16 protein-coding genes and 3 pseudogenes are annotated in these 26,131 nt (G+C 68.4%); 8 read left to right on the top strand and 11 right to left on the bottom strand.

All coding sequences use genetic code 11. The annotated features are described in order from the left end of the window. Window positions 1-15 precede the first annotated feature (15 nt). Window positions 16-2,856, bottom strand: a pseudogene (locus ABQJ54_RS19135) (Lhr family helicase); the annotation flags it as partial. Window positions 2,857-2,970: 114 nt separating this feature from the next. Beyond that, window positions 2,971-4,941: pseudogene (locus ABQJ54_RS19130) on the bottom strand (DEAD/DEAH box helicase); the annotation flags it as partial. A gap of 165 nt (window positions 4,942-5,106) precedes the next feature. On the opposite strand from ABQJ54_RS19130, the gene ABQJ54_RS08005 reads away from it, so the two are divergent. After that, on the top strand, window positions 5,107-7,113 hold the full coding sequence (locus ABQJ54_RS08005) for a S1 family peptidase (RefSeq protein ID WP_367853771.1): 2,007 nt from the start codon (window positions 5,107-5,109) through the stop codon (window positions 7,111-7,113). 90 nt (window positions 7,114-7,203) lie between these two features. Beyond that, on the top strand, window positions 7,204-8,100 hold the full coding sequence (locus ABQJ54_RS08000) for an alpha/beta hydrolase (RefSeq protein ID WP_367853770.1): 897 nt from the start codon (window positions 7,204-7,206) through the stop codon (window positions 8,098-8,100). Window positions 8,101-8,199: 99 nt separating this feature from the next. Here the strand turns inward: ABQJ54_RS08000 and ABQJ54_RS07995 are convergent, their stop codons facing one another. The 3 genes from ABQJ54_RS07995 to ABQJ54_RS07985 all read right to left on the bottom strand — a co-directional run bounded on the left by ABQJ54_RS07995 (window position 8,200) and on the right by ABQJ54_RS07985 (window position 10,839). Then, entirely contained in the window at window positions 8,200-8,445 is a 246-nt protein-coding gene (locus tag ABQJ54_RS07995; RefSeq protein WP_367853769.1) for a hypothetical protein, read from the bottom strand. A 313-nt stretch (window positions 8,446-8,758) separates the two neighbouring features. After that, a complete protein-coding gene (locus ABQJ54_RS07990) occupies window positions 8,759-10,159 on the bottom strand; it encodes an FAD/NAD(P)-binding protein (protein WP_367853768.1) in 1,401 nt (466 codons plus the stop codon). An 89-nt stretch (window positions 10,160-10,248) separates the two neighbouring features. Further along, entirely contained in the window at window positions 10,249-10,839 is a 591-nt protein-coding gene (locus tag ABQJ54_RS07985; protein ID WP_367853767.1) for a cysteine dioxygenase, read from the bottom strand. Between the two features lie 645 nt (window positions 10,840-11,484). Here ABQJ54_RS07985 and ABQJ54_RS07980 point away from each other — a divergent pair. Further along, window positions 11,485-11,904 (top strand): hypothetical protein, encoded by a 420-nt coding sequence (locus ABQJ54_RS07980; protein WP_367853766.1) that lies wholly within the window; start codon window positions 11,485-11,487, stop codon window positions 11,902-11,904. A gap of 27 nt (window positions 11,905-11,931) precedes the next feature. On the opposite strand, the pseudogene ABQJ54_RS19125 reads toward ABQJ54_RS07980, so the two are convergent. Further along, window positions 11,932-12,043, bottom strand: a pseudogene (locus tag ABQJ54_RS19125) (sigma factor-like helix-turn-helix DNA-binding protein); the annotation flags it as partial. Window positions 12,044-12,302: 259 nt separating this feature from the next. On the opposite strand from ABQJ54_RS19125, the gene ABQJ54_RS07970 reads away from it, so the two are divergent. Then, window positions 12,303-12,674: a SnoaL-like domain-containing protein gene (locus ABQJ54_RS07970; protein WP_367853765.1), complete on the top strand. Its 372-nt coding sequence runs from the start codon at window positions 12,303-12,305 to the stop codon at window positions 12,672-12,674. A gap of 67 nt (window positions 12,675-12,741) precedes the next feature. Here the strand turns inward: ABQJ54_RS07970 and rpoD are convergent, their stop codons facing one another. Beyond that, on the bottom strand, window positions 12,742-14,622 hold the full coding sequence (gene rpoD, locus ABQJ54_RS07965) for an RNA polymerase sigma factor RpoD (RefSeq protein ID WP_367853764.1): 1,881 nt from the start codon (window positions 14,620-14,622) through the stop codon (window positions 12,742-12,744). Window positions 14,623-14,768: 146 nt separating this feature from the next. Then, entirely contained in the window at window positions 14,769-15,209 is a 441-nt protein-coding gene (gene dtd / locus ABQJ54_RS07960) for a D-aminoacyl-tRNA deacylase (protein ID WP_367853763.1), read from the bottom strand. Between the two features lie 245 nt (window positions 15,210-15,454). Here dtd and ABQJ54_RS07955 point away from each other — a divergent pair, with 245 nt between their 5' ends. Next, a complete protein-coding gene (locus ABQJ54_RS07955) occupies window positions 15,455-16,360 on the top strand; it encodes an LpxL/LpxP family acyltransferase (protein ID WP_367853762.1) in 906 nt (301 codons plus the stop codon). Window positions 16,361-16,484: 124 nt separating this feature from the next. Here the strand turns inward: ABQJ54_RS07955 and ABQJ54_RS07950 are convergent, their stop codons facing one another. Beyond that, on the bottom strand, window positions 16,485-20,330 hold the full coding sequence (locus ABQJ54_RS07950; RefSeq protein ID WP_367853761.1) for a GH36-type glycosyl hydrolase domain-containing protein: 3,846 nt from the start codon (window positions 20,328-20,330) through the stop codon (window positions 16,485-16,487). A gap of 110 nt (window positions 20,331-20,440) precedes the next feature. Between ABQJ54_RS07950 and ABQJ54_RS07945 the strand changes: the two genes are divergently transcribed. Then, window positions 20,441-21,766, top strand: coding sequence for a glucoamylase family protein (locus ABQJ54_RS07945; RefSeq protein WP_367853760.1), 1,326 nt, complete (start codon window positions 20,441-20,443; stop codon window positions 21,764-21,766). A 30-nt stretch (window positions 21,767-21,796) separates the two neighbouring features. Further along, window positions 21,797-22,735 carry a phosphogluconate dehydrogenase (NAD(+)-dependent, decarboxylating) gene (gene gnd / locus ABQJ54_RS07940; RefSeq protein ID WP_367854410.1) on the top strand — a complete coding sequence of 313 codons (939 nt, stop codon included), beginning with the start codon at window positions 21,797-21,799 and terminating at the stop codon, window positions 22,733-22,735. Between the two features lie 36 nt (window positions 22,736-22,771). Here the strand turns inward: gnd and ABQJ54_RS07935 are convergent, their stop codons facing one another. After that, on the bottom strand, window positions 22,772-24,541 hold the full coding sequence (locus ABQJ54_RS07935; RefSeq protein WP_367853759.1) for an SLC13 family permease: 1,770 nt from the start codon (window positions 24,539-24,541) through the stop codon (window positions 22,772-22,774). A 167-nt stretch (window positions 24,542-24,708) separates the two neighbouring features. Here ABQJ54_RS07935 and ABQJ54_RS07930 point away from each other — a divergent pair, with 167 nt between their 5' ends. Continuing rightward, the gene (locus ABQJ54_RS07930) at window positions 24,709-25,656 is read left to right on the top strand and encodes a patatin-like phospholipase family protein (protein WP_367853758.1); all 948 of its coding nucleotides are present in this window, start codon (window positions 24,709-24,711) and stop codon (window positions 25,654-25,656) included. 78 nt (window positions 25,657-25,734) lie between these two features. Here the strand turns inward: ABQJ54_RS07930 and ABQJ54_RS07925 are convergent, their stop codons facing one another. Further along, entirely contained in the window at window positions 25,735-26,103 is a 369-nt protein-coding gene (locus ABQJ54_RS07925; protein WP_367853757.1) for a DUF488 domain-containing protein, read from the bottom strand. Between the last annotated feature and the right edge of the window lie 28 nt (window positions 26,104-26,131).

The raw sequence follows: 26,131 nt of genomic DNA, 5'->3' as shown, positions 1-26,131 counted from the left end.
CATGCCCGGCATGGATCAAATGGCCGCCGCGGCGCGCGGCCCCGCATCTCCGCCCGTGCGCCACGCGCGCTGCAGCAGCGCCTGCTTCGCCACTTGCGTCTCTGCGGCGGACAGCTCCGCCAGCGGCACGAACTTGCCCGCGACCTGCGCGGCCAGCGGCATGCCGTCGCGATAGAGCACGCGCGAGCCGGGCACCGCCGGCACCTTGTCGCCGGCCAGCACGCCGCCCAGCAGGTTCAGCGGATCGCAACCGCCGACCACGACCAGCTCGCCATCGTCCGCGCGCTGGCGGATCGCGCGCAACGGCGCGATCGCCGCGGGCAGCGCGAACTGTTCGCCCACCAGGCCTTCCACGAAACGGCCGCCGCGAATCTCGCCGCGCGCCTCCAGCCGGCGATACACGCGCAGCAGCTCGCGCCAGCGCGGCAACCACGGCGCCTCGCGTTCCAGCAGCTGCCAGAACACCACGCCGTAGCGCGCCAGCAGGGCGCGCGCCACGTGCTCCACGGCTTCCGCTTCCATCGAATAAACATCGCGCGAAGCGCCGCCATCGCTTCCTCTCCCCTTCGGGGAGAGGATTGAGGTGAGGGGCTGGTCTTGCGCTGACGCTGCATCCGACTTTCCCGCGAGCACCCGCCTCTCATCCGCCCTGCCGGGCACCTTCTTCTCCCCAGCGGGGAGAAGGGAACGAGCCACCAGCGACCAGCGCCCCGCATCCTCGATGCCGCCGAATACATGCCGATGCATCCGCCGATGCCGCGGCGCCTCGCGCTTCGCCGCGGGCAGCAGCAGCGCGCGCAGGCCGGCGAAGCTGTCCGCACTGGCGCGGCCGGCGGCGACCAGCTCGCCCAGCGCGTCCTCCAGTTCGGTGCGCAACAGGTGGGCGATGTGCTGCAGTTCGTCGAAGAACAGCGCGCCGTGCTCGCGCAGCGCGTCGGCCACCGCCTGCGCGCGCGAGGACAGCAGGCCTTCCTGCGGCGAATCGTCTTGCGCGACGGCCGTCCAGACGGCCATCTGCCGACGTGGCAGCAGCACGATGGGCGTGGCGCGCACCGGGCCGCTGCCGCCACCCGCGCGCAGCCGGCTCCAGCCGATGCGGCCGGCGCGGCACTGCCCGTCCAGCCAGCTGGCCGAGTAGTCGGCGATGCGTGCGGGCAGGATCTCCGCCTCCCAGGCCCCAGCCGCCGCCTCGTAGCCTTCCAGCTGGGCCAGCACCGCCGACAGCGCGTCGGGGCCGCGCAGTTGCGTGGCGGGGCTCGCGTGCTGCCAGTCGAGCAGGAAACGCACCAGCTGGCGCCGGCTCACCGGCTCGATCTCGCGGCGCAGGCGGCCCAGCGTGTAGCGGTGGATGCGCGCGAGGAGGTGACGCTCGCACCACTGCGTTTCGGCCATGTCCGGGTCGAACCGGCCCTGGATCACGTAGCCCTCGGTCTGCAGGCGCAGCAACGCCGCCTCCACGTCGGCGGGGGCCACGCCCAGCGGCGCAGCCAGTGCGCCCACCGTCATCGGACCCAGGCCCAGCAGGCGGCCGCGCACCAGTTCGCGCAAGGCGTCCTCGCGGGTCCAGGCCCGTGCTGCATGTTCGGCGGGCGCGACGATCGCGGGCTGCAGCGGGGCCTCGGGATGCACGCCCTGCCACAGCGGCAGTTTTTCCGCACAGACCCACACGTCGCCATCTCCTTCTCCCCTCCGGGGAGAAGGCTGGGATGAGGGGCGGGTGCTCGCGGAAGCGTCTCCAGGAGCCTGCTTCGATGCGGGTTCTGGCGAGACTGTCCCCTCACCCCAACCCTCTCCTCGCTCCTCAGAGCCGGCGCCATCCATGGCGCCTCCCCGGGTGCCCAGGAGGGGAGAGGGAGACAGGCGGGTGGCGCGCTGGTCCTTCGCCAGCGCGCGCAGCTTGTCGCTCCATCCTTCGTTCGCCGCTGCCTCGTCCGCGGTGATGCCACCCAGCGCATCCAGCGCCTCGTGCATCTCGTCGACGCTGCGCACTTCGGGCCACGCTTCTTCGCGTACCGCAGTGATCGCATCGGGATCGAGCCGGCCAAGATCGCCGGCATTCACCGGGCTGTCCTGTCGCACGGCGCGGGTACGGCGTTCCTCCAGCGGTGCATCGTCGAGGAAGGCATAGGGCGCGGCGTTGAGCACCGCACCGGCGAGCGGGCTGGGCGCGGCGAGCTCGCGCACGACAAGACGGATGGTGCCGGCTTCGAGTCGACGCAGCAGATCCAGCAGACCATCCACGTCCATCGCCTCGCGCAGGCAGTCGTGCAGGGTCTGCGCCACCAGCGGATGGTCGGGAATCTGCCGCTCGCCCACGATGTTCTCCAGGCAGGCGACCTGGTCGGGGAACACCGCGGCGAGCAGGTCCTCGCTCTTCATGCGTTGCAGTTGCGGCGGCACCTTCTTGCCGCCGGCGAAGCGCGGCAGTGCCAGCGCGGTGACCGCGTTCCAGCGCCAGCGCGCGGGAAACAGCGGCGCGTCGAGCAGGGCCTGCACCAGCACGTGCTCGGCGCTGTTCGAATGCAGGTAGCGCGCCACTTCCTCCAGCGGAAAACTGTGGCTGGTGGACAGCGACAGCACGATCGCGTCCTCGGTGGCCGCCGCCTGCAGTTCGAAATTGAACTGGCGGCAGAAGCGCTTGCGCAGCGCCAGGCCCCAGGCGCGATTGATGCGGCTGCCGAACGGCGAGTGGATGACGAGCTGGGTGCCGCCGGATTCGTCGAAGAAGCGCTCGAATACCAGGGTCGATTGCGTGGGCAGCACGCCCAGCGCGGCTTTCGCGCCGGCGAGGTAATCGGCCAGTTGCCGCGCGGCGGCTTCACCCAGGCCGAGTTCGTCGCGCAGCCACACCAGCGCCCTGCTCCCCTCTCCCTCTGGGAGAGGGGTTGGGGGTGAGGGTTCGGTTGTGCCAGAAAGCTCGGCGAAAACCGAACCCTCACCCCTGCCCCTCTCCTCGCTCCTCAAAGCCGGCGCCATCCATGGCGCCTCCCCGCGTGCCCGAAGGGAGAGGGGTTCAAGCAAGGCATCCACTTCCTCGCGCAATCGCGACACCGCGAACGAGAGCTCATCCGTGCGCCCCGGTGCCTCGCCCAGCCAGAACGGGATGCTGGGCGGCACACCGTGCGCATCCTCCACGCGCAGGCGGTCGCGCTCCACGCGCAGGATGCGGTAGCTGGTGTTGCCGAGCTGGAAGATGTCGCCGGCAAGGCTTTCCACCGCGAAGTCCTCGTGCACGGAGCCGATCACCGTGGCCTGCGGCTCCAGCACCACGAGGTAGTCGGCGGTGTCGGGAATCGCGCCGCCGGAAGTGAGCGCGATCAGCCGCGCGCCGCGCCGCGCGCGCACTTGTCGATGCACGGCATCGCGATGGAGGTACGCGGCGCGCGCACCGCGGCGGGTGGTGAAGCCCTCGGCCAGCATGCGCACCACCGCGTCGAAATCCGCACGCGCCAGCGCGCGGTAGGGATGCGCACCACGCACCAGCGCGTACAGCGCGTCCTCGTCCCATTCGCGGCAGGCCACTTCGGCCACGATCTGCTGCGCCAGCACGTCCAGCGGCTGCGGCGGTTGCACCAGCGCGTCGAGTTCGCCGCGGCGCACGGCGTCGAGCAGGGCCGCGCATTCGACCAGGTCGTCACGCGTGGCAGGGAACAACCGCGCCTTCGGCGTGCCGCCGATGTGGTGGCCGGAGCGGCCCGCGCGCTGCAGGAAGGCCGCGATGGAGCGCGGCGAGCCGAGCTGGCAGACCAGGTCCACGTCGCCGATGTCGATGCCCAGCTCCAGCGAAGCGGTGGCTACCAGCACCGCCAGCTCGCCGCGCTTCAGCCGCTGCTCGGCGTCGAGGCGCTGCTCCCTGGCCAGGCTGCCGTGGTGCGCGGCCACGGCCTCCTTGCCCAGCCGCTCGGACAGGTGGCGCGCCGCACGCTCGGCCAGCCGTCGCGTGTTGACGAACACCAGGGTGGTGCGATGCGCCTGCACCAGTTGCGCGATGCGATCGTAGACCAGCTCCCAGCAGTCGTTGGACATCACCGCTTCCAGCGGCAGCGGCGGCACTTCGATGGCAAGGTCGCGCTTGCGCACGTGGCCCGTGTCGATGATGGTGCAATACGATTCTCCCTTCTCCCCTTTGGGGAGAAGGTGGCCCGAAGGGTCGGATGAGGGGCGGGTGCTTGCGGAGGCATCTCCAAGAGCGTGCTCTAAAGTAGATTGTCGCAAGAGCGACCCCTCACCCCAGCCCTCTCCCCAAAGGAGAGAGGGAGTAGAAGCAGCTCCGATGAGGAACTGCGCCACCTCTTCAATGGGCTTCTGCGTCGCCGACAGCCCGATCCGCTGCAACCGCCGCTGGCACAGCGACTCCAGCCGCTCCAGCGTCAGCGCCAGGTGCGCGCCACGTTTGCTGCCGGCCACGGCGTGGATTTCGTCCACGATCACGCTGTGCGTGTTCTTCAACATCTCGCGGCCGGAGGCGGAGCCGAGCAGGATGTACAGCGACTCCGGCGTGGTGACGAGGATGTGCGGCGGCGTCTTGCGCATCCATGCGCGTTCGGCCTGCGGTGTGTCGCCGGTGCGCACGGCGGTGCGGATCGCCACCTCGGGCAGGCCAAGCCTTTCCAGTTCGACGCGGATGCCTTCCAGCGGCTCTTCCAGGTTGACGTGGATGTCGTTGGAAAGCGCCTTCAGCGGCGACACGTAGACCACCCTTGTCTCGTCCGGCAGCGCGCCGCCGTTCGCCACGCCCTCGCGCACCAGCGCATCGATCGCAGCGAGGAAGGCAGTGAGCGTCTTGCCCGAGCCGGTGGGCGCGGCCACCAGCACGTGGCCGCCGTCGCGGATCGCCGGCCACGCCTGCGCCTGCGCCGCGGTGGGCGCAGCGAAACGGCCCGCGAACCAGGCGGTTACGGCAGGATGGAAACCGTTCGGCAGGCGGGCATCCGCTGGCATGCAAGGGGGCGCGATGGCGGTCGGGGACTTCGGATTCTACGCGCCCGCGCCTGCCCGCCAACCGCCATGCATGCGATGCATTGCCGTGCCAAGATGCGCGCTGGCCGTCGCCCGCGAGGATGCCGAGGGGAGTCCGCGGCGCCGGTCCTCATGCGAAGGACATGTATGCGTACATGGCACAAGAAGGCTGCCCGCGGCTTCGCACAAGCCGGCCTGGTCCTGCTGCTGGTGTCGGGCTTGTGCGGGGCACCGTCCGCACGGGCCGCCACGTTGGACCCGGCGGCGCTGCCGAAGATCGAGGCCGCCACGTTCGAGGTGGTGCAGGCCAAGCCGGCCAGCGATCCGCTGACTTACGAAAAGCCGCTGCCGCTGGACCTGCTGCCCTATCAGGAACGCACCGACAAGTACCACTCGATCGGCACCGCGTTCGCGATCGGCCACGGCCGCTACGTCACCGCCGGTCACGTGCTGCTCGCCGGGCTGGACAGCCTATGGGGGCCGCCCGCGCTGCGCGATTCCAAGGGTAATGTCTATGCGATCGACAAGATCGAGAAATTCGCCCTGCGCAAGGATTTCGTGGTGTTCACGCTGGCTACGCAACCCGCCAGCGACGCGGCGCTGGCCATCGATGCCAAGCCGGCCCTGAACACGGCGGTCTACGCGGTGGGCAATGCGCTCGGCACCGGCGTGGTGATCCGCGACGGCCTGTACACCTCCGACACGCCGGAGGAACAGGACGGCGCCTGGAAGTGGATGCGCTTCTCCGCCGCCGCCTCGCCCGGCAACAGCGGCGGCCCGTTGCTGGACCAAAGCGGCAAGGTGATCGGCGTGGTGCTGATGAAGTCGGCCAACGAGAACCTCAACTACGCGTTGCCGATCACCGAGGTGCTGCAGGCGACGGACGACAAAGCGGTGATGGATTCGCGCATGGTTTACCAGCTCGATATCTTCAACACGCTGCAGAACGGCAGTCTCAAGGACGAATTCGCGCTGCCGATGAGACTTGCCGATTTCTATCGCAACTTGCAGACACGTTTCGATGCCACCAGCGAGACACAGCTGAAGGCGCTGCTTGCCAAGGAGTCTGCCGACCTGTTCCCGAACGGCCAGGATTCGGCATCCCTGCTGTATGAGCAGACGCAGGTCAACAGCACGCCCAGGCTGATCGTCCGCGGCAGCGATGGCAAATGGATCCGGGCGGGCTACCAGTCGCGGAATTTCGCGCTCGAAGACAACGGCTACGTGGATATCGCCCTGACAGGCCGAAACATGCTCGTCCACATATCCCGGCCCGACGACATGGCTGGAGCCAAATTCTACGGCGACGCGAAACTGCGGATGGATCTGCTTGCCAGGACCGGCATGTTCCAGCGCGCGGTGGCGGGCGAAAAGACCAAGATCACCTCGCTCGGCGAACCGACGTCCGAGACGGTGCACGTGGATCGCTGGCAGCGTTCCTGGAAGGTGGATGCATGGCCGTTGCCTTACGCGAACGCCTTGGTCGTGGCGTACTCGCTGCCGGTTCCTGACGGCAGCGCGATGCTGATCCGGATCGTGCCGGCGGCCAATGAACACGACACGAAGCTCGACCTGGATGCGCTGACCGACTTCATCGACGTCTCCTTTATCGGCAACCTGGCGCAATGGAAGGAATTCCTCGGGCAGGCTTCGTCATTGCCGGCCGCATTCCACAATATCCATATCGACTTCGACTACGGCCACCGCTTCAGTTACGCCTCGCAGCGCGTCGCCTATTCGCTCACTTCCGACGTGCAGAAAATCACGCCCCGCAGCGAGCTGTGGCTTGGCTTCCGGGTCGTTCTGGAGGGCGACAAGCCGGTCTGGGACGCGACGGTCATGGATCTCTGGGAGGACGAGGGTTCGAACAAGAACAATGTCGACGTTCAACGCTTCGTCGAACCGCCGCCCGGGATCGATGGAGCCATGAGCGACAAGTGGCCCAAGCTGGCGGGACGCCAATATCCCTACAACGGCGTGGCACGCTACGAAGACAGCCTGATGAAGATCGATGTCGTGGCCGCACAGGCCGGGGCGACCTCGCCCAAGGTGCTGTACACCGCTTTCTACGGCATCGAAGGCAACCAGCCGCAGGCCTTCATGAAGAGCAGGCTCGGTCTGCTGACCAAGGACCTGCGGGTGACGGAGCATTGATCGACGTCCCGGGAAGGGCGCGCGAGAAGCCGCACCCTTCCCGGCAGGCAGCATGCGGCAATGCATCGCACCCGATGACGGAAAGCAGGCGTGAAGCAGCGAGACCACTTGGCGCGCAGGGCGCACGACACGGAACAGACGCGGGGCTCGGCATGGCTGCAGATGCCCGACGGCCAGCCTCTGCGCCTGCACGACTGGCCGCTGCCGCAGGCGCGCGGCGGCGTGCTGGTGGTGCACGGACTGGGCGAGCATGCCGGCCGCCACGAACCGCTCGCGCGCTGGCTCAACGTGCATGGCTACGCGGTGCGCGCCTTCGACCAGCGTGGCCATGGGGCAAGCGCCGGACCACGCGGCGTGCTCAACCATCCCGACGACCTGCCGGCGGACCTGTCCGTGGTGCACGCCGACTACGCGCGCACGCTCGGCAGCGCGCCACTGCTGCTAGGCCACAGCATGGGCGGGCTGGTCGCCCTGCGTGCCGTGCTGGACGAACGCATCACGCCGAAGGCGCTGGTGCTGTCCTCGCCCGCGCTGCGCAGCCACGCCTCCAGGGGATTGCAGCGCTTGGCCGCGACGCTGGCGCACCTGCTGCCGAACCTGCCGCTGCGCAACGGCCTCGACCTGGAACGCCTCAGTCACGATCCGCAGGTGGTGGCCGCCTACCGCGACGACCCGCTCTGCCACGACCGCGTCAGTCCGCGCCTCGCCGACTTCATCTTCCGTGCCGGTGCTTCCTGCATCGCCGACGCCAGTCGCCTCGAAGTGCCCGCCCTACTGCTGGTGGCCGGCGACGACGCGCTGGTCGACGCCAGCGGCAGCCGCGATTTTTCCGCTGCTGCCGCACGCACGAAACAGCTCACCACGCGCTACTTCGCGGGGCTCTACCACGAATTGTTCAACGAGGCCGAACCCGGCCGCGGCCAGGTGCTGAGGCAGCTGGAGGAATGGCTGGGGCGCTTGCCTGCCAGCCACCGAAAAGTGACTTGAGCGGCTGAATCAGGGCGCCTGCATGTTTGACGTCAGCATCAGTTGCCCACTTTTCGCAAGCTTGCCCGAGCCGCCGGGTCACGGGCACTTGCCCCGAAGTCAGGCCACGGCAGTGTCGTCGGACTCGGCGCTGGGGCGGGCATAGTGGCCCAGGCGGGTCGTGCCTTCCGGGCTGACCAGATCCACGGAGGTGGTCAAGCCGGTTTGGGTGTGCTGATCCCGCGCCAGCTTGCGCGCTTCAGTGATGGCTCGTGCCAAGGTCAGGCGGCTCGCCAGACAGGTCTGCCCGCGGCAGATGCACCACATACCGGCATCATCTTCCCTGATCGCGAACAGGATGCTCATCGGCGGACGCCTTGGGCTGGGTCAAAGGAGGCCCTGGTCATTGGCTGCCTCAAGCTGCAGGCACATCGCCAAACTCCTGGGGCGAGTACAGAATGCAGGAAAACGGATGGGGCTAATGTCGGCATTCCCTGACGCGGCTGTCAGCGAGCTCCGTGTCGATCGGCCTGTCTGACCCAATCGCCCAGGCAGCACACGTACGCACTGTATAGGTATGCACCTACAGCGCCAAGCAGAACCCTGGGGCGCTGCCATGTGGACATGTCGAAATACCGGATCCGTCCGGATGCCCGAACGCAGGTGTTTCGTTACAGGTTCAGGCCCGTGCAGCGATGTCCAGATCCGCGGCGTCGCCCGGTTCGGCGAGAGCTCGGGCCAGCCGGTTGGCAGCCGTGCGGATTTCCGGCATCGCGGTGCATTCCCACAGGTTGCCGCGCAACAGCGAGCCGATGCCGTAGAACCGCGGCTGCGGTTGGCCCCGGGCATCCAGCAGGCGTCCGTCGGGTTCGGCGGCGATGCCGAGTTGCAGCGGATCGGGCGTGGCCACGCCTTCGTCGAGCAGTTGCGCCAGCAGCGGGTCGCGCGCATACGCGACGGCCGTGTCCAGCCCGGTGGCCTGGAGCACCCGGTCCGCCTCGATCGTGCTCATCAGCTGGGTGGCCCGGCTGCGCACGGTGACGGCCAGCGGTCCGCGGCCATCGACGGCGAGCACGCGGGCGGCATGCACCTGCAGGCGGCCGGAGTCGATCAGCGCCTGCACGGTCTCGAACGAGGCCGGCGCGGTGCGGTGGCGCGATGCCTCCCACGCCCAACGGACGTGCCGCAGGAACTGGCGGCGCTGCGCCAGCGTGAGGGCCTGCCACAGCTTCGCGTTGACCGGCCGCATGCCGTCGATCACCGCACGCCAGTCCGTGCCGGGCGCGTTGGCCATCGCCTCGCGCACCAGCCGCATCATCGGTGCCGCGCCATCGCACGCAAGCAGGGCGGCATTGAGATCGTCCTGGTAGGGATAGGGCGCCAGCGGCACCGGCTGGTGGCGGAACGGCAGCAGGCCGTGGCGCGATACGGCTACCAGTTCCGCCCGGGGCCAGCGTGTGGCGGCGGAAATCAGCGTGTCGACCGCGGTCAGGCCGGTGCCGATCACCAGCACACGACGCGGCGGACGTGCCGGTTCGTCCTGGTTCCACGGATCGAGCATGTAGGCGCCGCTGTTCAACGCCTCGACCGACACGGTCCTGAGCGCACGCGGCGCCAGCGCGCCGATCGCCAGCACCGCCGCATCGACCGTGAGCGCATCGCCATGCTCCAGGCCGATGCGATAGCGCGACTCCGCCGTCCGCTGCACCGACAGCGCCTTGGCGTGGTGCAGATGGAACCTCGCGCCGTGCGCCTGCGCCTCGCTCATGCGCGCATGCACCTGCGCCTGGATGAATTCGCCGAACAGTCGACGCGGCAGGAAGTCGATGCCCTGCGCGTGGCCGAGGCTGCGGCTTGCGTGCTGCAGGAAATCGTCCTTCTGGTCCGCGAACAGTCCCATGCCGGCGGCGCGCACGTTCAGCAGGTGATGTTCGTCCCTGGTCGCGTAGGCCACGCCGCGTCCCGGCGCCTGGCAGCCGGTGATCCAGTGGACGGCGCCCTGGCGATCCGGCCGTCGCAGCAGTTCGCCGAAGACGGCGGCCCCGGCAGCGCCGCCACCGATGATGGCAATGTCAGTCATGCATGGTGTCCTGTTTGCTGGACGGGGACATCTGATCGTGCGGCTCATCCCTCGACGAGTCGCCCGGCATGTCTCCTCCGTGGGTGGAATCAGTGGTTCGCGAGCTCCAGCTCGGCGCGTTGCGGAACGCTGCCCCAACAGCCGGCGGCATCGCAGTCATAGGCGCGATACCGCTCCAGCGCGCCGCCGTACACATGCAGTGTCAGCGCCGGGCGCTGCCCGGACAGGTTGCGGCACCGGTGGGCGTAGTCCTGGTCGGAGAACGCGGCATGGTCGCCGATGCCCAGCGGCGCCGTCCCCCGTGGCACGAGTTGCAGCGACGGCGTCACCGCGATGGCGAACGATTCGACCTGCAACGCGCCGTCGAGCACCAACTCGATGCCCCACAGGCCGTCGTGGTCGTGGATCGGCGTGGCATGCCCGGGCGGCCACGCGATGAGCAGCACCGCATAGTCGTCCGGACCCTGCGGATGCCTCAGCGACAACCGCCGGTAGCGGTTCGCGCCGGCGCCAGCAAGCACGCCAGCCGCGGTGGGGCAACCCTCCCACCACGGCGATTGCGCAAGCGAATGCGCCAGTGAGGCGACATCCCCGCTGCCACCGTCGCCCAGGTTCCGCGCGATGGTGGCCAATACCCGATGGGTCCAGACATCGGTGCCGGTTGCGATGGCATCGTGCATAAACTTCCCCTGAACTCGTGGGCTCGGGGCGAATAGATCATGCCTGTCGTTAAAGAACCGCTAGCCATTTGTCGGCAGAAACAAGGCGATCCCTCACCGCGAAGAACTGCGATGACGCCTGGTCACGAGGTTCGGCAAGGCAAAGGCATTCTGGTCCCGATCTGCTGATTAGCAGCCGTTAGCATGCTGGCCTGCTGCAGCATGCGGCCAAGTTATGGGTAAGTGCACAGCAGTTGGAGGATTGGCTGGCGCGTTTGGTGGGCCCACCAGGATTCGAACCTGGAACCAAGGGATTCGCGTGATCCGAGGGTTTCCCTTCGGCGCGGACTATCTCTTCACCCGTCGCTCCGTGGAGCGGATAGGGTGCGGGACGCTCCAGCCTGTGATGAAGGGCACTCAAGCCCCCAGGTAGTCTCTGCACCTTCCGCCGGTGTACCGGCGGCTTGGCTCAGGGTTGCCACCGGCCGCGTTTGCGCCGCTGAGGTTTCCCTGAATTCATCCCGTTCCCGTCCATGCATTCCTGCATGGCGGCACCTTTCGATGAGTCCCCTGCTCTAACCGTTGAGCTATAGGCCCGTTCGCACATGGTAGCAACGCCCGCAGGCAAAACCACGCTACGCGCACGCTTCGGATTATGCTCTTTGTATGAAATCCGAACTTGGCTGTGTGGTGTGCGGTGCCCCCTTGGCAGGCAGGCAGCGCCGATTTTGCTCGCGAACCTGCAAGAACCGGGATACCAACTATCGTCACCAGAACTATTCCAACCAGCAGTCGCGCGGCCTGTTGCGCAAGCGGCAACTGGTGGAAGCCGCTGGCGGGTGTTGCGCGAGGTGCGGCTATCGCGCGAATCTTGCGGCGTTGACCTGGCGCCATCGCAAGCCCTCGCACAAATCGTTCAACCTCGATCTGCGTGCGCTCTCGAACCGAAGCATGGCCGAGATCGAGGACGAACTGGCCAAATGCATCCTGCTGTGCGCCAACTGCCACGCGGAGGAACATCCCCCCGAGATGGCCACGGCGGGCCGAGGCTTGCGAAAAGACAACGGCCGCATGCGCGTCCGTTGAAAGAGGCATCGTAGACGAGCAGCATCGATCCGCGTCGAGGAAGGACCGCAACTGCCCGGAGCGGTCAGGGGTGGCGCAGCTTGCGCAGCGCCTTGACCTCGATCTGACGGATGCGCTTGCGGGTGGCATCGAACTGCTTGATCGTGCGGATCGCTTTTGCATTGTTGGCTCAGGCTTGCCATCGCCGTGTGTGCGCTGCTGAGGATTCCTTGAATTTATCCTTTCCCGTCCACGCATTCCTGCATGGCGGCACCTTTCGATGAGTCCCCTGCCCTAACCGTTGAGCTATAGGCCCGGGTGGCGGGGAGGGCGCGACCATCGAGCGAGCGAGGCTGCTGACAGCATGCTGTCAGCAGATCGGCATAGTCTGGTCGTCCAATCCCTGTGGAGATCCCCACATGAATACCGAAGCCGTGGCGAAGCGACTGGCCGAACTGTGCCGCAAGGGCGAGTACGAGCAGGCGCAGCGGGAGCTGTACGCGCAGGATGCGGTGAGCATCGAGATGCCGGGCGCGCCTGCGGGGGCGCTGGGCGATGCGCAGGGACTGGAGGCGATCTACGAGAAGGGCCGCCAGTTCGCCGCGATGGTGGAAGCGATACACGCACACGACGTGAGCGAGCCGGTGGTGGCAGGCGACTGGTTCAGCGTGGCGATGGCGATGGACGTCACCTTCAAGGGCCGCGGCCGTACGCAGATGGCGGAGATCGGCGTGTACCGCGTGCGAGGCGGCAAGGTGGTGAGCGAGCAGTTCTTCTACGACATGGGCTGAGCGCGGGCCGGATGCGACGACGGCCGCTTGCGCGGCCGTCGTCGTTGCCCGCCTTGGTGCCGCGGGATCAATCCACGTCGAGGAAGGAACGCAGCTGCTCGGAGCGGCTGGGGTGGCGCAGCTTGCGCAGCGCCTTGGCCTCGATCTGGCGGATACGCTCGCGGGTGACGTCGAACTGCTTGCCGACTTCTTCCAGCGTGTGGTCGGTGTTCATGTCGATGCCGAAGCGCATGCGCAGCACCTTGGCCTCGCGCGGGGTGAGGCCGGCGAGCACGTCGCGCACGGTTTCCATCAGGCCGGTTTCGGTGGCCGAGTCGATCGGCGAGGAGGCGTTGCTGTCCTCGATGAAGTCGCCGAGGTGGGAGTCCTCGTCGTCGCCGATCGGCGTTTCCATCGAGATCGGTTCCTTGGCGATCTTCAGCACCTTGCGGATCTTGTCCTCGGGCATCTCCATTTCCTTGGCCAGCTCCTCCGGCGTAGCCTCGCGGCCGTACTGCTGGAGCATCTGGCGGGAAATGCGGTTGAGCTTGTTGATCGTCTCGATCATGTGCACCGGGATGCGGATGGTGCGCGCCTGGTCGGCGATCGAGCGGGTGATCGCCTGGCGGATCCACCAGGTGGCGTAGGTCGAGAACTTGTAGCCGCGGCGGTATTCGAACTTGTCCACCGCCTTCATCAGGCCGATGTTGCCTTCCTGGATCAGGTCGAGGAACTGCAGGCCGCGGTTGGTGTACTTCTTGGCGATCGAGATCACCAGGCGCAGGTTGGCCTCCACCATCTCCTTCTTGGCGCGGCGGGCCTTGGCCTCGCCCGAGGCCATCGCCCGGTTGATTTCCTTGATGTCGGTGAGCGGCAGGAACAGCTTCTTCTCGATCGCGGCGAGCTTCTCCTGCTCGGCGTCGATCGACTCGCGGTGGGTCTTGACGTTGGGCGACCACTTCTGGCGCTTGCGACCCAGCTCGGCGGCCCACTCGACATTGCCCTCGTTGCTCGGGAAGGTCTTGAGGAACTCGGCCTTGGGCATCTTCACGTGCTTGACGAAGATGTCCATCAGCACGCGCTCGTGGTGGCGGATGTCGCCCACCACCTCGCGCAGCTTGCGCACGAAACCGTCGATCAGTGCGCTGGGCAACTTGAGCTTGAGGAATTCCTCCGCCATCTGGTCGCGCAGCTTGACGATCTTCTTGTCGGTGATGCCGGCGGCCTTGGCGGCGGCCTTCTGGAACTTGCCGTAGTGGTCGCGCAGCAGTTCCATGCGGCGCTTGACCTCTTCCGGGTCGGGACCGCTGGAACCCGCCTCCTCGTCATCGGAGCTGTTGTCGTCCTTGTCGTCCTCGTCCTCCTCGTCGCTCTCGCCGTCGCCGTCCTCGGCGGCATTGGCGGCGGCCTCCTCCGCCTCCAGGCGCGCGGCGTCGGCGGCGGCCTCCAGGTCGAGGAAGCCGGCGAGGATCTCGGACAGGCGGCGCTTGCCGTCCAGATGCTGGTCGTACTCCTCCAGCAGCAGTTCGATGGTCAGCGGGAAGCTGGCCAGCGCCTGCTGCACCTGGGCGAGGCCTTCCTCGATGCGCTTGGCGATGGCGATCTCGCCCTCGCGGGTGAGCAGCTCGACGGTGCCCATCTCGCGCATGTACATGCGCACCGGGTCGGTGGTACGGCCCACCTCGGCGTCCACGGCGGAGAGCAGGGCGACGGCTTCCTCGGCGGCGGCCTCGTCGTCGCCGCTCGCGCCGGGCGCGTTGTCGGCCAGCGGATCGGCGTCTGGTGCAGCATCGTGCACTTCGATGCCAACGCCCTTGAGCACCGCCATGATGTCTTCGATCTGCTCCGCGTCGACGATATCGTCGGGGAGGTGATCATTGATCTCGGCGTAAGTCAGATAGCCCTGCTCCAGGCCCTTGGAGATGAGCGCCTTGATTTCGGACTGTTGCTCGTGGACTTTGTTGTTCATTCACTGACCGCCGCAGGGTTCAAGAACCGGACATTATAGCGATGTGCTGCTTTTTTGACCAGTTTTCAAGGTGGAAAAGTTCGCCGAACTGCACGCAAAAATCGCGCCAGAACGGGGTTTTGCACGTGTCCCAACGCGCCGCACGTTCAGCCCGTGTCGAGCCGGAACGTCACCGGTCCATCGTTGACCAGGCTCACCACCATATGGGCACCGAAACGCCCGGTTTCCACCGCGGGATGCATTGCGCGGGCCAGTTCCAGCAGCCGTTCGAACCAGCGTCGGCCATGCTCGGGCGCCGCCGCGCTGGTGAAGCTGGGACGCATGCCGGAACGGGTATCGGCAGCCAGCGTGAACTGGCTCACCAGCAGCAGGCCGCCGCCGGTGTCGGTGAGCGAGCGGTTCATCTTGCCGGCTTCGTCGGAAAACACGCGGTAGCCGAGCAGGCGTTCCAGCATGCGCCGCGCCTGCGGTTCGCCGTCGTGGGGTTCCACCGCCACCAGGGCCAGCAGGCCGGCACCGATCGCGCCCACGCTTTCGCCTTCGACCTCGACACGGGCGGAGAGCACACGCTGGATCAGGGCGATCATGGCGACCTTGGAGTCTGGCGGGCTTTGATGGTCGAGACGAGAATTCGGCTGTGTGAGGGCAGATTTTCGACGATTCACCGCCCATGGTGGTCCCATGGGGCAAGAAGCGGCGGAAATATGCACCACACAGACGGATTCGCAGGCCGGCCAATCAAAGTCCGACAGACTCCTCATGGCAGGCGAAGTGCGCAGCATAAGCGCGCCGCGCGGCCGGTGGAAGCACGGCTATCCCGTACACTGCGCCGATGCGTGCCGACATGTTCCTCGTCTACCTCCTGCTGCGTCTCCTCGCCCTGTTGCCGCTGCGCACGTTGCAGGTCGGCGGCGCGCTGCTGGGCCGCATCGCGCTGGGGCGGCGTACCCGCACCGCGCACCACGTGGCAGTGAACCTGGCGATCGCCCGGCCCGGGCTGGACGAAGCCGCGCGCGCCACACTGCTGCGCGAGGCGCTGGCCGAGAGCGGCAAATCGGCCACCGAGATCATCAAGATCTGGGGCAGCGGCGCCGAGCGCGCGCTGCGGCTGGTGCGCGAGGTGCGCGGCGAGGCGCTGTTCGACGCCGCGCTGGCTTCGGGCAAGGGCGTGATCATCGCCGCGCCACACCTGGGCTGCTGGGAACTGTTGAATTACTGGCTGTGCCGCAAGACGCCGATGGCGATCCTGTACCGGCCGCCGCGCATCGCCGCGGTAGAGGGCCTGCTGCGCAAGGTGCGCGGCGCGCTGGCGCCGGAGCAGGTGCGTGCCGAGGGCGCGGGCGTGCGCACGCTGTACAAGCGGCTGGCCGCGGGCGGTACGGTGGGCATCCTGCCCGACCAGAAGCCGCGCGCGGGCGAAGGCGAGTTCGCGCCGTTCTTCAGCCGCGAGGCGCTGACCATGGTGCTGCTGCCGCGGCTGGCCGCGCGCACCGGCGCCACCGTGCTGTACGCCTTCGCCGAACGGCTGCCGAAAGGCGCCGGCTACCGCATCCATTTCCTGCCCGCGCCGGACGGCCTCGCCGACACCGACCTCGCCACTGCCTGCGGCGCGCTCAACCGCGGCGTGGAAGCCTGCGTGGACCTCGCGTTCCCCCAGTACCAGTGGCAATACAAGCGCTGGTCGGCCGACGACCGCCCCAGTCCCTACGACATCGAGAACCACGCGCAGGCAAGCTGATCTGCCAGGCCCCGGATCACCCTGTAGGAGCGCACCCTGTGCGCGATGGCTTTGGCTCCGATCCGGCATCAGAGCCATCGCGCACAGGGTGCGCTCCTACGCGGTCCATTCGGATTTTCGGACGTCAACCCAGCAGCACCCGCACGACGTGCGCGGCACCATCGTCGACCAGCTCGACGGGCTCGTCCACGGGCAGCGGCCGGCCATCCAGTTCCAGCACGCCCACGCCGCGGCAGACGCCGTGCGGATTCTCCACGCGGATCGCGTAGCGGGTGAGATGCTGCGCGCCGCGGTGCCGGTAGTCGAGCTCGAAGCCGGGCCAGTGCTTCGGCACGCAGGGATCGATGCGCAGGCACCCGCCCTGCTTGCGGAAGCCGAGCAGCGCTTCCAGCCCCGCGCGGTACAGCCACGCGGCCGAGCCGGTGTACCAGGTCCAGCCGCCACGGCCGGCCAGCTCGTCCATCGAATACACGTCGGCACAGGAGACATAGGGTTCGACCCTGTAGCGCGCCACCGCACCGGCATCATCGCTGTGGCGGATCGGGTTGAAGTAGCCGAACAGCTCGCCCGCGCGGTCGCCGTCACCCAATGCGGCCCAGGCGAAGATCGACCACACCGCTCCATGCGTGTATTGGCCACCATTCTCGCGCACGCCTGGTGGATAGCCCTTGATGTAGCCGGGGTTTTCCCGCGCGTGATCGAACGGCGGTGTGAACAGGCGCGAGAGCCGGTGTTCGCGGTCGACCAGTTCGCGTTCGTTCGCGGCCATCGCCTGCGCCGCGTGCGCCGCATCGGCGGCGCCGGCCAGCACGCTCCACGACTGGGCAAGGGTGTCGATGCGGCATTCTTCGCCCTGCGCCGAACCCAGCGGCGTGCCGTCGTCGTAATAGCCGCGCCGATACCATGCACCGTCCCACGCCTGTTCCAGCGCGGCACGCATGGCCTTGGCGTAGTCGCGCCATCGCTGCGCGCGGGCCTTGTCGCCACGGGCTTCGGCCAGCGGCGCGTAGGCCTCGATGCTGCGGATCAGGAACCAGCCCATCCAGCTGCTTTCGCCGCGGCCGCCCGCACCCACCGCGTTCATGCCGTCGTTCCAGTCGCCCGTGCCCATCAGCGGCAGGCCGTGGGCGCCGCGGGTGAGTGCCGAGTCCAGCGCGCGGGCGCAGTGTTCGTGCAGGCTGGGCTTTTCGTCCGAGCTGCCGGGCTGGAAATAGGCATCGGTGGCGCCGTCGGGAATCGCCTGCCCGGTGAGGAAGGGCAAGGCTTCGTCCAGCACCGCGGCGTCGCCGCTTACCTCGACATAGTGCGCGGCGACGTGCGCCAGCCACACGCGGTCGTCGCTGATGCGGGTGCGGATGCCCTGCCCGTCCGGCGGCAGCCACCAGTGCTGCACGTCGCCTTCGGCGAACTGGCGGCCGGCCGCGCGCAGCAGGTGTTCGCGCGCCAGGTCGGGACGACTCACGCACAGCGCCATCACGTCCTGCAGCTGGTCGCGGAAGCCCCAGGCGCCGCTGGCCTGGTAGTAGGCGGTACGCGCCCACAGCCGGCAGCTGGCGACCTGGTAGAGCAGCCAGTCGTTGAGCATCAGGTCCAGCGCACGGTCGGGCGTACGCACCTGCACCGCGTCGAGCAGGCCGTTCCATTGCACGGCAACCGCGGCCAGCACCGCGTCGAGGTCGATAGCGCGGTATCTGGCCACCATGGCCTGCGCCGCGGCCTCGCCGGGCGCATCGCCGAGCAGCCAGCGCAATTCGATTTCGGTGTGCGGCGGCAGCTCGATGCGCAGCTGCAACGCACCGCAGGGATCGAGCCCTGCGCCGAAGCGGCCGGGCAAGGGCGCATCGCCACGCAACGCGGCGGGACAATCCACCGCGCCCAGCGGACCCAGGAAGCCTGCGCGGTCGCCGCTCATGGCCTGCTGCGCCCCGCCCAGGTCGGCGAAGGCCACGCGGTCGCCGAAATCCGGTCGCCAGCGGTTGCGCGCGAACAGCGCACCGGTCTTCTCGTCACGCGCGGTCTGCACGAAGGGCGCGGACACGGCGCCGTTCGGGCCCAGCGCCCATTCCACGTAAGCGGTGAACGACAGGCGCCGCATGCGGGGGGAGCGATTGGCCAGCCGCACGCGCGCCAGCTTCAGCGCGTCGTCCACCGGCACGCATTGCACGAGCTCCAGCGCGATGCCGTGGGCGTCGGTCTCGAAGCGGCTCCAGCCCTTGCCATGGGTGGCCGCGTACTTCGCGCCGGCGACGCGGATCGGCAAGGCGGTGGCGCTCCACAGCGCGCCGTTGTCCTCGTCGCGCAGGTACAGCACCTCGTGCGGGCTGTCGCTCACCGGATCGTTGGGCCAGGGCGTGAGCGGGTTCTGCTGGCTGTTGATCGACCATGCGTAGCCGCCGCCTTCGGCCGAGACCAGGAAGCCGAACGCGGGGTTGGCGATCACGTTCACCCAGGGCTGCGGCGTGCAATCGCCCTCGGCCAATTCGACCCGGTACGCGCGGCCCTGCTCCACGAAACCGCCGCAGCCGTTGGGGAATTCCGGCGCCGCATCGACCGCGGCGGCGTCGCGTGCCGGTCTGGTGGCGCGCAGCGGTGGCGCGGGTGCTGCGGGTGTGGCGACGGAAACTGCAGGCCGCGGTGCCGCTTCACCATCCAGCACCAGCCGCGCCACGCAGGCCAGGCCGTTGCGCAGGTCGTCGCCGATCGTCCCTTCCTGCAATGCGAACAGCTCCGCCTTGGGCAGGCCATCGCCGGCTTTCAATTGCGCCTGCTGCGCCTTGACCAGCGGATCAAGCACTGGCTGAACGGCGGCATCGTCCGTGGTGAGCAGCACCACGTCCATCGCGCAGCGCTGGGCACGCCACAGCTGCTGGGCGCGCAGCAACTCCTGCACGCGGGGCAGGTCGGCCTCACTGCGCAACCGCAGCAGCGCGACCGGGCGATCACCGGAAATGCCCGCGGCCCACAGCGTAGGCGCACCACCGTGGCCGCGCGCGATTTCCTCCGGCGCAGCGCGTTGCGCGGGGTCGCTGACCAGGAGCGCATCCAGCCAGTGTGCGGCGCGGACGGCTTGCGCTTCATCGATGCCGTATTGCCGCAACCGTGCCTGTGCCTGCTGCATGGCTCCGTCGAACAGGCGCGCAGCCGCGTCCTCGGCGGCGGCCTGCGTGGCCAGCGCCAGCGCGCCAGCGCGACTGTCAGCCAAGCTTGCCCACAGCAGCACGGTGACTTCGCTGTCAGGTGCCAGCGTGAAATGGCGGCGCTGCGCGAACACCGGATCAAGCACGCAGCCGACGCCGCCGCCCAGCGCGGCACCAGCCTGCAGTCCCTGCGCATAGCGCAGCGTGCGGCCGCGGCCGAGGAAACGCATGCGATCCGTCTCGATTTCCGATGCGGCGGATTCGGCGCCCGCGATCTGCAGCGCCTGTGCGGCCCAGACCGTGGCCTCGTCGTTCGAACGCTTGCGCCGCGTGGCCAGCAGCAGGGCAAGTCCGGCGTCCCATCCGGTCTGCACGAACATCTTGGAGAACGCGGGATGCCCATCGTCCGCGCCCGCCGGACCCAGCACCAGTTCGGCGTAGCTGGTGACCGACAGATGGCGCACGCGATCGCCGTGGTTGCTCAGCGTGAGCCGGCGCAACTCCACGTCCGCATCGGCGGCCACCGCCACCTCCAGCATGCAGTGCAGGCTGTGATGGCGGCGGTGGAACGTGGCGCGGCCGGGCTCGAACCGCTTGGCGTCGTCGGGCGTGTCGTGGCCGAACGGTTGTTGCGTGGGTGACCAGACCTCGCCATTGCCCTCGTCGCGCAGCAGCAGCCAGCTGCCCCAACCATCGACCGTCGGGTCCTCGCGCCAGCGCGTCACCGCCAGATCACGCCAGCGGCTGAAGCCGGCGCCATGGCGATCGATCATCAGGGTGAGCTGGCCGTTGGAAAGCAGGCAGTGCCGTGGTGCAGCGGAGGAAACCATCATCGGCGGGATTTCATGCGGCGAAACGTCGAGCATGCGGGGCCGCGCGCATTCACGGCGTCAATGCACGGCGAACGGCACGCTGGCCGGCGATCATTCGCCACATTCCGTGCATGCCCACCGCCATCCCGCATCCCCCGCTGGAATCCGGCCCGCAACTGCAGCATCTGCAGAACAAGGCCTGGGCCTACTTCCAGTACGAGACGAATCCGCACAACGGCCTGGTGGCGGACAAGACCGCGCCCGACTGGCCCGCCAGCATCGCCGCCACCGGCATGGCGCTCACCGCGTATCCGGTGGCGGTGGAGCGCGGCCTGCTCGACGAGCACACCGCGATCGCGCGCACCCTGGCCACCCTGCGTTTCTTCCGCGACAGCGTGCAGGGCGAGGCGGCGGATGCCACGGGGTACCGCGGCTTCTACTACCACTTCCTCGACATGCACACGGGCAGGCGCGCATGGCAGTGCGAACTGTCCACGGTGGACAGCGCCTTCCTGTTCGCCGGCATGCTCACCGCGGCGGCGTACTTCCGTGCCGACACACCGCAGCAGCGCGAGATCCGCGAACTGGCCGACCTGCTGTACCGTCGCGCCGACTGGGCCTGGGCGCAGGCCGCGGACGGCACCATCGGCCACGGCTGGCGGCCGGAGAGCGGTTTCATCCAGCACCGGTGGCAGGGCTACGACGAAGGCCTGCTGCTGTACATGCTGGCACTGGGCTCACCCAGCCACGCGCTGCCGCCCGCCGCATTCGAGGCCTGGGCCTCCACCTACGAGTGGAAGCACGCCTACGACATCGATTACCTGTATTGCGGGCCACTGTTCACCCACCAGCTCTCGCACGTGTGGATCGATTTCCGCGGCATCCAGGACGCCTTCATGCGCGGCAAGGGCATCGACTATTTCGAGAACAGCCGCCGCGCCAGCCTGGTGCAGCAGCGCTACGCGATCGACAATCCGCTGAACCTCAAGAGTTACGGCGAGCAGTGCTGGGGCATCACCGCCAGCGACGGTCCCGGCGAAACCACGCGCACCATCGACGGCACGCAGCGCCAGTTCTACGGCTATGCCGGGCGCGGTGCGCCGTGGGGCCAGGATGACGGCACGCTGTCGCCGTGGGCGGTGGCGGCCGCGCTGCCGTTCGCCCCGGAGATCGTGCTACCCACGCTGCACCACTTCATCCACACGCTGGCGCTGCACGACCGCCACCCCTATGGCTTCGAGGCCAGCTTCAACCCCACCTGGGGCGGCGACAGCGCCTGCGGTTGGATCTCGCCCTATTTCTTCGGCATCAATACCGGGCCGATCCTGCTGATGATCGAGAACCAGCGCAGCGGCCTGCTGTGGCAGCTCTTGCGCGGCTGCCGGTATATCGTGGACGGCCTGCGCGCCGCCGGCTTCAGCGGCGGCTGGCTGGACGCGCACGGCAAGCGGTCCTGAAATCTTCCGGTGGCGCAGCGCGTCACCGACATCCATTCAAACAAGCGGAGCAAGACGATGGAACTGGGCATGGTCGGGCTGGGCAAGATGGGCGCCAACATGGCGGAGCGGCTGGTGCGTGGCGGCCACAAGGTCACTGGCTACGACCCCAGCGCCGACGCGCGCCAGGCGGTGGCGGCCAAGGGCATCGGCGGCGCCGACTCGCTGGCGGCGCTGGTCAGGGCGTTGCCCGCGCCGCGCGTGCTGTGGCTGATGGTGCCCGCGGGCAAGGTCACCGATGACACCGTCAACGCGCTGCTGCCGTTGCTGTCGAAAGGCGACACCGTGATCGACGGCGGCAACTCCAACTACAAGGACACGTTGCGCCGCGCCGCGCTGTACGCCGGACACGGCCTGGGCTACGTGGATTCCGGCACCAGCGGCGGCATCTGGGGCCTCAAGGAGGGCTACAGCATGATGGTGGGCGGCGACGCGAAGACCGTCGACGCGCTCAGGCCCATCTTCGAAACGCTGGCGCCCGCCGCGAACCAGGGCTGGGGCCGCGTCGGTCCGGCGGGTTCCGGCCATTTCACCAAGATGGTCCACAACGGCATCGAGTACGGCCTGATGCAGGCCTATGCCGAAGGCTTCTCCATCCTCGCGCACAAACAGGAATTCGGCCTCGACTTGCACCAGGTCGGCGAGATCTGGCGCTACGGCAGCGTGGTGCGTTCCTGGTTGCTCGACCTCACCACCGACGCGTTGGGCAAGAACCCCAGCATGGACGGCATCGCGCCCTACGTGGTCGATTCCGGCGAAGGCCGCTGGACCGTCGACGAGGCGATCGACCTCGACGTGCCCGCCCCCATCATCACCGCCTCGCTGATCGAGCGGCTGCGCTCGCGCGACACCGAATCGTTCTCCGACAAGCTGCTCGCGGCGATGCGCAACGAGTTCGGCGGGCATGCGATCAAGAGCGAGCCGAAGTAAGGGCCTGCCCGAACAGCGTCATCCCGGCTGCAAGCCTCAGCCGGGATGGAACGGCCAGAACTTCGGTATCAGCCACATCGACAGCGTGCAGAACAGCGCGATCAGCGGGATGCCCACCTTCATGAAGTCGGTGAAGCGGTAGCCGCCGGCGTAATACACCATGGTGTTGGTGGGATAACCGACCGGGGTGGCGAAGGAGGTGGCGGCGGCGAAGGCTACGGCCACCACGAAGGGGCGCGGGTCGGCGTGCACGGCATGCGCCACGCTCATGGCGATGCCCACCATCAGCACCACCGAGGGATTGTGGCCCATCAGCTCGGTGAGCAGGGCGGTGAGCAGGTACACCATCAGCAGCGCGGCGAGCGGGCCGTGGTTGCCGACCAGGCCCAACCCGGCGTGGACCACTTCATGCGACAGGCCGGTCTTCTCGATCGCGGTGCCCAGCGGCAGGATCGCGCCTAGCAGCACGATGATCTTCCAGTCCATGCCCTCGTAGACGTCCTTGCGGCCGAAACAGCCGGTGAGCGCCATCGCTGCCGCGCCGCAGATCGCGGCCACCGGGATCGGCAGCCAGCGCAGGCCGGAGACCACCACCACGCCGGCCATGATCGCCGCCGCCACGATCGCCTTGCGCGACATGCGCCGCGCATCGTCGCGCTCGCTCAGCACGATGAAGGCATCGTCGCCGCGCAGCTGCGGCATGCTGTCCTCGTCCACCAGCACCAGCAGCACGTCGCCCACCGCGAGGCTGACGTCGCTGAGCTTGTCGCGCAGCACCTGGCCGCGGCGATGGATCGCCAGCACCACCGCATCGGGGCGGCGGCCGAGGTCGGTCTCGGCCAGCCGCCGGCCCTCGGCGAGGCTGGCCGGCGCCACCATGATCTCGGCGAGCACGCGCGGATGGTCGGCATCGCGCACGTAGCGGCTCTCCGGCACGTTGTGCAGGTGCGCGCGGCGCTGGAACTCCTCGATCTTCTCCCAGTCGCCGCGTACCAGCAGCACGTCGCCGGCCTCCATCTGCTGCGAGCGCGGCGACCACATGCGCCGCTCGCCACGCAGGAGCTCCAGCGGGTACACGCCGTAGCGTTCGCCCAGCTGCGCCTCGCCGATGCTCTTGCCCAGCAGCGGCGACTGCGCGGTGAGCGCGAGCTCGGTGACGTACTTGCCGATCTCCACCTCTTCGATCTCGTCGGCGTCGATGTGGCGCGGCAGCAGCCAGCGCCCCACCAGCATCAGGTAGACCATGCCGGCCACCGCGAGCAGCACGCCCATGCCGGTGAACTCGAACACGCCGAAGGCGGGCAGGCCGTGCTTCTGCGCCAGCGAGTCGGCGAGCAGGTTGGACGAAGTGCCGATCAGGGTGCACACGCCGCCCATCTGCGCGGCGTAGGCCATCGGCATCAGCACCCGCGCCGGCGACGTGCCGGTGCGCTGGCACACGCGCAGCGCCAGCGGCAGGAAGGTGGCGACCAGGGCGATGTTCTTCACGAACGCACCCAGCGGCGCGATCGCCAGCATCAGGGTGAGCGTGAGCAGCCAGGGCTTGCGGATGCGCATGAGCAGCCGGCTGAGCGGCTCCAGCACGCCCGAACGCTCGATGCCGATGCTGAGCGCGAACATCGCCGCCACCGTCACCGTGGCCTCGTTGCTGAAACCCGACAGCGCTTCGGCCGGACTGACGATACCCAGCACCACCAGCGCGGCGAGCACCAGCAGCGCCACCAGGTCGATGCGCAGTTTTTCGCTGGCGAACAGCACCATCGCCACCGCGATCACGGCCACCACCGCCCAGGCTTGCCAGCTCATGCGGCGGCTCCCTGTCGGGCGAGCGCCAGCGGCGTTCGGCGTGATGTCGACATCGGGGTCATCCTGGTGCCAGCGGCGGCGGTGCAGACTGCATGCTACGCGACGGCGGCGCAGGCGCAAAACCGCATGCATGCCTCGTTCACCACGATCCGGGGCAGAATGCACGGATGAACACGCCGCTTTCCCTCGAAGCCGCCGGCACCCGGCACCAGCCCACCGTGGCGCTGGCGCTGGGCGCGGGCGGGGCCAAGGGACTGGCGCATATCGGCGTGATCGAGGAACTGGAGGCGCAGGGCTACCGCATCACCGCGATCGCCGGCAGCTCGATGGGCGCGCTGATCGGCGGCATCCACGCGATGGGTAAGCTCGATGTCTACCGCGACTGGGTCAGCGCACTGGCCAAGTTCGACGTGCTGCGGCTGGTGGACTGGACCTTCTCCGGCGGCGGCCTGATCAAGGGCGAGAAGATCATCGGCACGCTGCGCGGGTTGATCGGCGACGCGCTGATCGAGGAACTGCCGCTGGCGTTCACCGCGGTAGCCACCGACATCGACCGCGAGCGCGAGGTGTGGCTGTCGCGTGGCCCGCTGTTCGACGCGATCCGCGCCTCGATCGCGATCCCCACCATATTCCGCCCGCATCACATCAACGGTCGCCGGCTGGTGGACGGTGCCCTGCTCAACCCGGTGCCGGTGACGCCGCTGATCCGCGAACCGGCCGATTACCTGATCGCGGTGAGCGTGGACGGCGCGGCCACCGAGCCCACGCCACCACCGCCTGCCGGCGATGAAGGCGCCGACGCGCCCGGCTACCGTCAGCGCATCGGCGCCTTCATCGGCCGGCTGATGCCGCACGGCGGCAACGGCGACGCGCCGCGCGAGCCCGGCGCGCTCGAACTGCTCACCCAGGCGATGGACCTGATGCAGGCGAACATGGCGCGACTGCGCCTCGCCGCCTACGAGCCGGACCTGTTGATCCAGCTGCCGCGCAACATGGCCAGCCCCTACGAGTTCTACCGTGCCCGCGAGCTCATCGAGCTGGGCCGGCAGCAGGCGCGCACGGCGCTGGCGCACTGGCCGCGCGGCCACACGCCATCGACACAGGCGCAGCCGTAGGAGCGGCTTCAGCCGCGATCCCCCACGGTCGCGGCTGAAGCCGCTCCTACCCAAAACACGAACGCAACGCCACGCGCGTCAACGCGGCCCGTGCGTCCGCAGCCAGTTTTCCAGGTAAGTCTTCAGCACCACCGCGTTGTTGTGCTCCTCGTCGCGGGCACCGTAGAGCAGGGTGACGACATGCTTCGCGGCGCGCTCGGCCAGCGGCCGCCAGTATTCGGTGCGCTTGTCCAGCTCGCCGGCGTAGCGCTGGCGGAAACCCTCCCAGCGCGCCGGATCGTGGCCGAACCACTGGCGCAGCGCGGTGGATGGCGCCAGCTCCTTGGCCCACAGGTCCAGCGGCACATCGTCCTTCTTCAGCCCGCGCGGCCACAGGCGGTCGATCAGCACGCGGTAGCCGTCGGATTTTGCCGGCGGCTCGTAGACGCGTTTCACGGCAATGCTCATGCACGCAACTCCCGCAAGGGTATGCGTT

It is taken from the genome of Rhodanobacter lycopersici (assembly GCF_040812335.1).
GTDB lineage: Bacteria > Pseudomonadota > Gammaproteobacteria > Xanthomonadales > Rhodanobacteraceae > Rhodanobacter_A > Rhodanobacter_A lycopersici.
The sequence above is the reverse complement of the archived record's forward strand: the minus strand, read 5'-3'. Positions and strand labels throughout refer to the sequence as shown.

Coding starts and splice junctions, on each gene's coding strand:
- ABQJ54_RS08005 (WP_367853771.1), top strand. CDS start 5,107: ATGCGTACATGGCACAAGAAGGCTGCCCGCGGCTTCGCACAAGCCGGC.
- ABQJ54_RS07995 (WP_367853769.1), bottom strand. CDS start 8,445: ATGAGCATCCTGTTCGCGATCAGGGAAGATGATGCCGGTATGTGGTGC.
- ABQJ54_RS07990 (WP_367853768.1), bottom strand. CDS start 10,159: ATGACTGACATTGCCATCATCGGTGGCGGCGCTGCCGGGGCCGCCGTC.
- ABQJ54_RS07985 (WP_367853767.1), bottom strand. CDS start 10,839: ATGCACGATGCCATCGCAACCGGCACCGATGTCTGGACCCATCGGGTA.
- ABQJ54_RS07980 (WP_367853766.1), top strand. CDS start 11,485: ATGAAATCCGAACTTGGCTGTGTGGTGTGCGGTGCCCCCTTGGCAGGC.
- ABQJ54_RS07970 (WP_367853765.1), top strand. CDS start 12,303: ATGAATACCGAAGCCGTGGCGAAGCGACTGGCCGAACTGTGCCGCAAG.
- rpoD (WP_367853764.1), bottom strand. CDS start 14,622: ATGAACAACAAAGTCCACGAGCAACAGTCCGAAATCAAGGCGCTCATC.
- dtd (WP_367853763.1), bottom strand. CDS start 15,209: ATGATCGCCCTGATCCAGCGTGTGCTCTCCGCCCGTGTCGAGGTCGAA.
- ABQJ54_RS07955 (WP_367853762.1), top strand. CDS start 15,455: ATGCGTGCCGACATGTTCCTCGTCTACCTCCTGCTGCGTCTCCTCGCC.
- ABQJ54_RS07950 (WP_367853761.1), bottom strand. CDS start 20,330: ATGATGGTTTCCTCCGCTGCACCACGGCACTGCCTGCTTTCCAACGGC.
- ABQJ54_RS07945 (WP_367853760.1), top strand. CDS start 20,441: ATGCCCACCGCCATCCCGCATCCCCCGCTGGAATCCGGCCCGCAACTG.
- ABQJ54_RS07935 (WP_367853759.1), bottom strand. CDS start 24,541: ATGAGCTGGCAAGCCTGGGCGGTGGTGGCCGTGATCGCGGTGGCGATG.
- ABQJ54_RS07930 (WP_367853758.1), top strand. CDS start 24,709: ATGAACACGCCGCTTTCCCTCGAAGCCGCCGGCACCCGGCACCAGCCC.
- ABQJ54_RS07925 (WP_367853757.1), bottom strand. CDS start 26,103: ATGAGCATTGCCGTGAAACGCGTCTACGAGCCGCCGGCAAAATCCGAC.